The 8,293-nt window shown below is 31.5% G+C and carries 5 protein-coding genes; all 5 read left to right on the plus strand.

The features are described from left to right. Window position 1 precedes the first annotated feature (1 nt). Complete coding sequence (locus tag IX290_RS05340) at window positions 2-4,369, plus strand: PolC-type DNA polymerase III (RefSeq protein ID WP_211492176.1); 4,368 nt, start codon at window positions 2-4, stop codon at window positions 4,367-4,369. Between the two features lie 107 nt (window positions 4,370-4,476). Then, window positions 4,477-4,755, plus strand: a complete 279-nt coding sequence (locus IX290_RS05345; RefSeq protein WP_211492177.1) for an HU family DNA-binding protein — start codon at window positions 4,477-4,479, stop codon at window positions 4,753-4,755. Window positions 4,756-4,894: 139 nt separating this feature from the next. Beyond that, a complete protein-coding gene (locus tag IX290_RS05350; RefSeq protein WP_211492178.1) occupies window positions 4,895-6,166 on the plus strand; it encodes a serine/threonine protein kinase in 1,272 nt (423 codons plus the stop codon). After that, window positions 6,156-6,887 (plus strand): VacJ family lipoprotein, encoded by a 732-nt coding sequence (locus tag IX290_RS05355; RefSeq protein ID WP_211492179.1) that lies wholly within the window; start codon window positions 6,156-6,158, stop codon window positions 6,885-6,887. The genes IX290_RS05350 and IX290_RS05355 overlap by 11 nt, the downstream gene beginning before the upstream one ends. Window positions 6,888-6,912: 25 nt before the next feature. After that, window positions 6,913-8,293: dipeptidase PepV (gene pepV / locus IX290_RS05360; RefSeq protein WP_211492180.1), on the plus strand; the 1,381-nt coding region annotated here is incomplete at its 3' end.

Raw genomic sequence — 8,293 nt, forward strand, 5'->3', positions numbered from 1 at the left:
AATGCAAAAATACAAAATCAGAATAAAACCTGAAGATAGTATCTTTAGAAAAATGGGAATTAGAAACATCACTGTAAGTGAAATTGTTTTCTCTGAACGTAATAAAAAAATACAGTTTATATGTTCGGTTCCTACAGTTAATGACCTTAAAGAATTAGATGTTATTTCAGATTGCATAAAAAAAGCTTTTGGTAAAGAACTTGAAATAGACTTTAAAGTTAATTTTCAAGAAAAAAATATTACTAAAGAGGCTCTCTCTCTAATTGTTGAAAAAGCAATTGAAAACCTTAAATCAAAAAATGCAATTTCAAGGTCTTTTTTATATTTATACAGAGTAAATATTAATTCTCACATTAATATTATTCTAGCTGAACAGGCAGCAATAAATATATTAAAACAATCTCAGATAGATGAAAAATTAGAGGTTATCCTAGAAAAATATGGAATATATAATTTTAAAATTCAATTTATTCTAGGTGATTTTTCAAAAGAGGTTACTGCTATTGAGAAACAGAAACAGCAGGAGATAATCACTCTATCTGAAAAAATAGATAATGAAAATCAGGAAATGGCAAAAATAAATGCTTCAAAACCTAAAGCTCCAGAACCATATACTCCTGGAGCTCAAGGTGGAGGAGGATTCTATAGAAGTAGAGGGGGAGGTTCAAATAATCTTACTAAAGAGATTAAAGGAACTTCTATCTCATTAGAGGAATTCTTCAAACTATATGATAATGATAACTGTATAGTGGAAGGTGAGATTTTTGCTACTGAATCAAGAGATATAAAAAATGAAAGAGTTATTGTAACTCTTCGTATAACTGACAATCACACCTCTATCACAGCAAAATATTTTGCAGAAAAAGGTAAAGAAGTGGATGTTAAAACAGGAGATTTCGTTAAAATTTCTGGAAAAAAACAGCTGGATAGATTTGCTGATAACGAAGAGATTATAATGATTTCTCAAATTAATAAACTGGATGTTAAAAAAGAAGAAAAGAAAGATACAGCAGAAGAAAAGATGATAGAATTACATGCTCACAGTAAGATGAGTGAAATGGTCGGAGTAACTGATATAGCTGACCTTGTAAAAAGAGCTATTGCCTATGGACATAAAGCTATGGCTATAACTGACTATTCTGTTGCACACTCTTTCCCATTTGCATATAAAGCTGCAAAAGGAAAGGATTTTAAAGCTATACTTGGGTGCGAAATGTATATGGTAGATGATAATGCCCAAATGGTAAGAAATCCAAAAGATAAAGATATTAAAGATGAAGATTTTATAGTATTTGACTTGGAAACTATGGGGCTTAACTCTCATGAACATGAAATAATTGAAATTGGTGCTGTAAAACTTCATGGGGACAGTATTGTGGATCGATTCTCACAACTTGTAAATCCTAAAAAACCTATTCCTAAAAAGATTCAGGAACTTACCAACATAACTCAGGATATGGTTGATAATCAGCCATCTATTGAAGAGGTACTTCCTAAATTTATGGAATTCGTAGGAGATGCTACTATGGTAGCTCACAATGCTGCATTTGACATGGGGTTTATAAGAAGAGATGTAAAAAGATATCTTGGTTATAACTATGAGCCAACTGTAATAGATACATTACAAATGGCAAGAGATCTTTATCCTGATTTAAAAAGCTTCGGATTGAAAAATTTGAATAAAGTCCTTGGACTCTCTCTTGAAAGCCACCATAGAGCTGTAGATGACTCACAGGCCACTGCAAATATGTTTATTATATTCCTTGACCGTTATGTAGAAAAAGGAATAACTAATTTAAAAGATATTACTGGTGCTTTCCCAATTAATACAAAAAAACAGGATACAAGAAATATAATGGTTCTTGTAAAGAACCTTACAGGGCTTAAAAATATCTATAGACTTATTTCAGATGCTCATGTTAATAACTACGGTAATAAGAAGCCAAGAGTTATGAAATCACTTTTAGAAAAATATAGAGAAGGGCTTATTGTGGGAAGCTCTCTTACTGTACATTTTCTAAATGATGGTGAATTAGCTGACTATTATATGAGATATGACTATGATAACATAGAAAAACATATAGATTTTTATGACTATGTTGAACTTCTTCCTAAAGGAGCTTATTCAGAGCTTCTTGAAAGTGATAATACAGGAACTATTTCAAGTTATGATGCAATAGAAAAGATGAATAAGTATTTCTATAATCTTGCAAAATCAAAAGGGATAACTGTTACAGCTAGTTCTAATGTGCATTATCTGGATGAAGAGGATGCTAAGATAAGAAGTATATTATTATATGGTAGTGGAACTGTATTTAGACCTAATCAATATATGGTTGATAATAAATTCTACTTCAGAACTACAGATGAGATGTTAAAAGAGTTCAGCTATTTAGGAGAAGATGTAGCAAAAGAGATTGTTGTTACAAATACAAATAAAATCGCAGATGAAATTGAAAGTGTCAAACCAGTTCCTGATGGATTTTTTCCACCTAAAATTGATAATGCTGAAACAATTGTTAAAGAGATGACATACAAAAGAGCTTATGAGATATATGGTAATCCATTGCCAGAAATAGTTGAAAAAAGACTTGAAAGAGAGCTTAACTCTATTATAGGAAATGGATTCTCTGTTTTATATCTTTCTGCACAAAAACTTGTTAAAAAATCTCTAGATAATGGATATCTAGTTGGTTCCAGAGGATCTGTTGGTTCCTCTCTTGTTGCATTTATGATGGGAATAACAGAGGTTAATGCCCTTTGCCCTCACTATATCTGTACAAATCCAGATTGTAAAAATGCTGAATTTATAGATGAAGAAGGAATCGGTATTGACTTACCTGAAAAAATCTGTCCTAAATGTGGTAAAACTTATAAAAGAGATGGATACTCTATCCCATTTGAAGTATTCATGGGATTTAACGGAGATAAGGTCCCAGATATTGACCTTAACTTCTCTGGAGAGTATCAGTCTGAAATACATAGATACACTGAACAGCTTTTCGGTAAAGAAAACGTATTTAAAGCTGGTACAATATCTACACTGGCTGAAAAAAATGCTGAAGGTTATGTTAAAAAGTTTATAGAAGAACATGAAATGAATGCTACAAAAGCTGAAATAATACGTCTTGCTAAAAAATGTGAAGGTGCTAAAAAGACAACTGGTCAGCACCCAGGTGGAATGGTTGTTGTTCCTAGTGATCACAGCATATATGAATTTTGTCCTGTACAAAAGCCGGCAAATGATGAGAAAAATGATTCTATCACTACTCACTTTGACTATCACGTTATGGACGAACAACTTGTAAAACTTGATATACTAGGGCATGACGACCCAACTACTATAAAAATGCTTCAGGAATATACAGGACTTGATATTTATACTATTCCTTTATCAGATCCTGATACATTAAAAATATTTTCCAGCACAGAATCTCTTGGAATAACTCCAGAACAGATTAATGGTTCTGTTGTTGGAACATTTGGAGTTCCAGAATTTGGTACCCCTTTTGTTAGACAGATGCTTGTAGATACAAAACCAACCACTTTTGCTGAACTTGTAAGAATTTCTGGACTTTCTCATGGTACAGACGTTTGGCTTAATAATGCTCAGGAATTCATAAGACAAAAGAAAGCAACACTTTCACAAGTTATATCAGTACGGGACGACATTATGAACTACCTTATTGGACAAGGAGTAGAAAAACTTACATCATTTAAAATAATGGAGTTTGTCAGAAAAGGTAAAGCAAGTAAAGATCCTGATGGATGGGCAAAATTTGTTGATATCTTAAAAGAAAATAATATCGCTGAATGGTATATTGAATCGTGTGGAAAAATTAAGTATATGTTCCCTAAGGGACACGCAGTTGCATATGTTATGATGGCAATGAGAATTGCTTATTTTAAAGTTCACTATCCAGTTGCTTTTTACGCAGCTTATCTATCAAGAAAAGCTGAAGACTTTGATTATGAGATAATGGGAACACCAGAAAGTGCTAAAAACCATCTGGATCTATTAAGCAAAGAACCTAAGCTTGATGTTAAGAAAAAAGCAGAAGTTGCAATATGTGAAATAATAATTGAGATGTATGCAAGAGGAGTGGAGTTTCTTCCTATTGATGTATATAAATCTAATGGTACAAAATTTACTATTGAAGATGGTAAAATCAGAGTTCCTTTAATTGCAATAGCAGGTTTAGGAGGAGCTGTAATTGATAATATAGTTGCTGAGAGAGAGATTGGAAGATTTATATCTTATGAAGATTTAAAACGTCGTACAAAGGTATCTCAAACCATTGTAGAAAAGCTAAAGGCTCTCAATGCAATAGACTCTTTGAGTGAAACTAACCAGATATCACTATTCTAGCTACAAATATTTTTAAAAACTGTTGTAAATTCAGTAATCTTGTGGTATAAAGAATAGTGTAAATCTTAAATCAAGGTTTACAAACACTTCAAGGAGGGTATTATTAAATGACAAAAAAAGAATTTGTAGATTTATATTATGCTAAAGGGGAATTTGCTACTAAAATCGAAGCTGAAAAGAAAGCTATGGCTTTTCTTGCAGTTATAGAAGATGCACTAGAAAATGGAGATGAAGTTTCTTTCTTAGGATTTGGAAAATTCGAAGTCGCTGAAAGAGCAGCAAGAACTTGCAGAAACCCACAAACTGGAAAAGAAATGAAAGTTGAAGCTAAAAAAGTTGTTAAATTTAAACCTGGAAAAGCTTTATCTGAAAAAGTTAACAAATAGTTATAAAACCTTTAAAGGGAGCCTGGAGCTCCCTTTTTTATATATTAATAAAATAAATACTTCAAATCACTATTGTCTCTTGAAAAAACCAGTAGTTTCAAGTAAAATATATAGTATAACTTATTATTGGAGGAAATTTATGAAAAAATTACTTAGTGTGGTATTTTTTTTGCTTTTAAGTATAGTATCTTTTTCAGAGTATGATTTTCCTTATAAAAATCCAAATGTTGCGACGATTTTTGGTAGTAGCGCACTTATGATTGATGGAGTAAGTAAAAACATTCCTGTAAAGGAATACACTATAAAACTTCCATGGTGTAAAAATGTTCCTAAAGAATTCTGGTACAACGAAGGTTTTAACTTTTCCCTTGTGCCACAAAAAGAGAAAGCTCCTTTAGTTTTCCTTTTAGCTGGAACTGGAGCATCACATAATTCCTTAAGAAATGAACTTTTTCAAAGAATATTATATGATGCTGGATATAGTGTTATATCTATCTCTTCACCAATGAATAGTAACTTCATAATCAATGGAAGTTCAAGCAGAATGCCTGGTATTATTTTTAACGATTCTCAGGATATTTATAATATTATGAAAGCTACTTATAAAAAGGTTCATAATAAAATTAAAGTCAGTGATTTCTACGTTATGGGATACAGTTTAGGAGCTACAGAAGCAGCTATGGTATCATATATTGATGAAGAGGAGAAAGCATTTAATTTCAAAAGAGTTTTTATGATAAACCCAGCAGTTAATGCTTATAAATCTGCTTTAAAGCTTGATAATTATCTTGATTTTCCTCCTGAGGAAAGAGCTCAAAGAATTGCTGATATTATACAGCATATTATTAATAAAGTTGTTAAGGGATCAGTTCCTGAGCATACAGTTTTAGATGTTGAAACAATATTTAAAATTTTCTCTAAAAGCAACATGACAAATAAAGAGATGCAGGAACTTATTGGTGGAGCTTTTAGAGTATCTTCAATTGATTTAAACTATATAACTGACAGGCTTAGCAACAGAAGGCTATATCAATGTAATACAAAAAATTGTACAATGTTTGATAGATTTGAGAAAGTAAATTTTGCTTCATTTGATGATTATGTAAATAAAATTGCATTTCCATACTTCAAAGAAAAATCAAATGGGGATTTAACTATGGATCAATTGCTTGAAAAAGCAAGACTGCAATATATTGATGATTATTTAAAAACTTCTTCTAAGATTGCAGTTGTTACTAACCAGGATGAACTGATTCTTGATGAAGAAGATTTAGATTATCTTAAAGATACTTTCAAAAATAGAATAATTATCTATCCTTATGGTGGACACTGTGGTAATATGTTCTATACTCCTAACGTGAAGACAATGCTTCATTTTTTAAAAGAAGGGGAGCTGACAAATGAAAATTAAAAAATATATTTTCTTATTTTTGGTTGTTTTATCTTTTTCTCTATATGCAAATGAATATACAGAGGAACAACAAGCTAAAATTGATAAAGGAATGGAATATTTTAACGTATATGATCCATTTGAAACATTTAATAAAAAAATATACTATTTTAACTATAAATTTGATAAGTATATTTTTCTACCAACAACAAGATTTTATAAAGCTGTAACTCCAGTCTTTGTAAGAAAAGGAGTAAACAACTTTTTTAACAATACAAAAAATATCTCAACTGCAGGAAATTCACTCCTTCAGTTGAAAATAAAAAAAACAATGAGAACTATTGGTCTTTTTACAATGAATATCGCCTTCGGATTTGGAGGAACTATAGATGCAGCTTCTGAATTTGGTATGCCAAAACCATATGAAGATTTTGGTCTTACATTAGCTCACTATGGTGTAAAAAAAGGCCCATATCTCATTCTTCCAATACTTGGTCCTAGCAATTTTCGTGATGCTATAGGTACAGGTGTGGATACTCTTATTAACAGAAACTTCTATAATGAATCATATCTTCCAGATATGAATGAACCAGAAGTTGCTTTATTACAAGGTGTCAATAAAAGAGACCATGTACCTTTCAAATATTATGGTACAGGTTCTCCTTTTGAATATGAATATGTACGTTTCCTATATCAAAAATACAGGGAGCTTCAATCAGATATTGGAACAGAAGTATTCTGATTAAAAATAAAATAGGGAGGTTTTTATGAACTTACAAGAAAAAGTTTTAGGCTACAAAGATGACGTAGTTAGAGAAATACAAGGAGCTATTCAAATTCCAAGTGTAATGGAAGAAGCAAAACCTGGAATGCCATTTGGTGAAGGGCCTGCTAAAGCTCTTAACTACTTTGTAGAATTAGGAAAAAAATTAGGATTTAAAGTTGTCAACTATGATAACTATGCTGCTGAAATAGAATTTGGTGAAGGTGAAGAAGTATTAGGTATACTTGGGCACGTTGACGTAGTTCCTGAAGGTGAAGATTGGTTATACCCTCCATACAGTGGTACAATTGCTGATGGAAAAATCTTTGGAAGAGGAACTTTAGATGATAAAGGACCAGCTGTTATATGCCTTTATGCTATGAAAACACTATTAGATTCAGGAATCAAATTAAACAGAAAAGTAAGAATGATATTAGGTGCAAATGAGGAAAGTGGAAGTAAATGTATGAAATACTACTTTAACACTATTAAAAGACCACAACCTACACTTGCTTTTACACCAGATTCATCATTCCCAGTAACATTTGCTGAAAAAGGAATAATCCGTATATCACTTACTAAAAATTACAACAATATGGGAGATATAGTTGTTAAAGGTGGAAATGCATTTAACTCTGTTCCACAAAAAACTCATATGACTATTTCTAAAGATGAATTAGGAAATGTTGAAGAAGCACTAAAAAAATATAATGCTGATCATGAGTACAAAATAGAGTGTGAATTAAAAGATGGAAAATACAATTTCTTATCTTTAGGAAAAGCTGCACACGGTTCAAGACCATATAAAGGATATAACTCAGCATCTGCATTATTCACTTTCTTAAACAGTGTAGAAGTTAAAAACGCAGATCTTAAAGATTTTTTAGGATTCTATTCTAAATTTATTGGAATGGAAACAGATGGTAAATCATTAGGAATTAACTTCCATGATGAAGACAGTGGAAATCTAACTCTTAACGTAGGAAAAGTTTCTATTGAAAATGGAAAAGCAGAATTATCAATTGATATGAGATGCCCAGTATCAATCTCTAACGATAAAGTTATAGATACTATTAAGGAAACTATTAAAGAGGATGCTCATATGGAAGTTTTAAGCAGTTCTAAGGCTCTATATGTAGCAAAAGACAGCTTCCTTGTATCTACTCTAATGGATGTATACCGTAACGTTACTGGAGACGTTAATAGCCAACCAGTAGCTATAGGTGGAGGAACATATGCAAGACAAGTAACTAACGGAGTTGCTTTTGGAGCTCTTCTAGCATCTCAAGAAGATAACATGCACCAAAAAAATGAATATCTTGAAATTGATAAGATAGACACTCTATTAAAGATATATGTAGAAGCAATTTACCAACTTGCAAAAT

The organism is Fusobacterium sp. DD2 (assembly GCF_018205345.1).
Classification (GTDB): domain Bacteria; phylum Fusobacteriota; class Fusobacteriia; order Fusobacteriales; family Fusobacteriaceae; genus Fusobacterium_A.

Coding starts and splice junctions, on each gene's coding strand:
- IX290_RS05345 (WP_211492177.1), top strand. CDS start 4,477: ATGACAAAAAAAGAATTTGTAGATTTATATTATGCTAAAGGGGAATTT.
- IX290_RS05350 (WP_211492178.1), top strand. CDS start 4,895: ATGAAAAAATTACTTAGTGTGGTATTTTTTTTGCTTTTAAGTATAGTA.
- IX290_RS05340 (WP_211492176.1), top strand. CDS start 2: ATGCAAAAATACAAAATCAGAATAAAACCTGAAGATAGTATCTTTAGA.
- IX290_RS05355 (WP_211492179.1), top strand. CDS start 6,156: ATGAAAATTAAAAAATATATTTTCTTATTTTTGGTTGTTTTATCTTTT.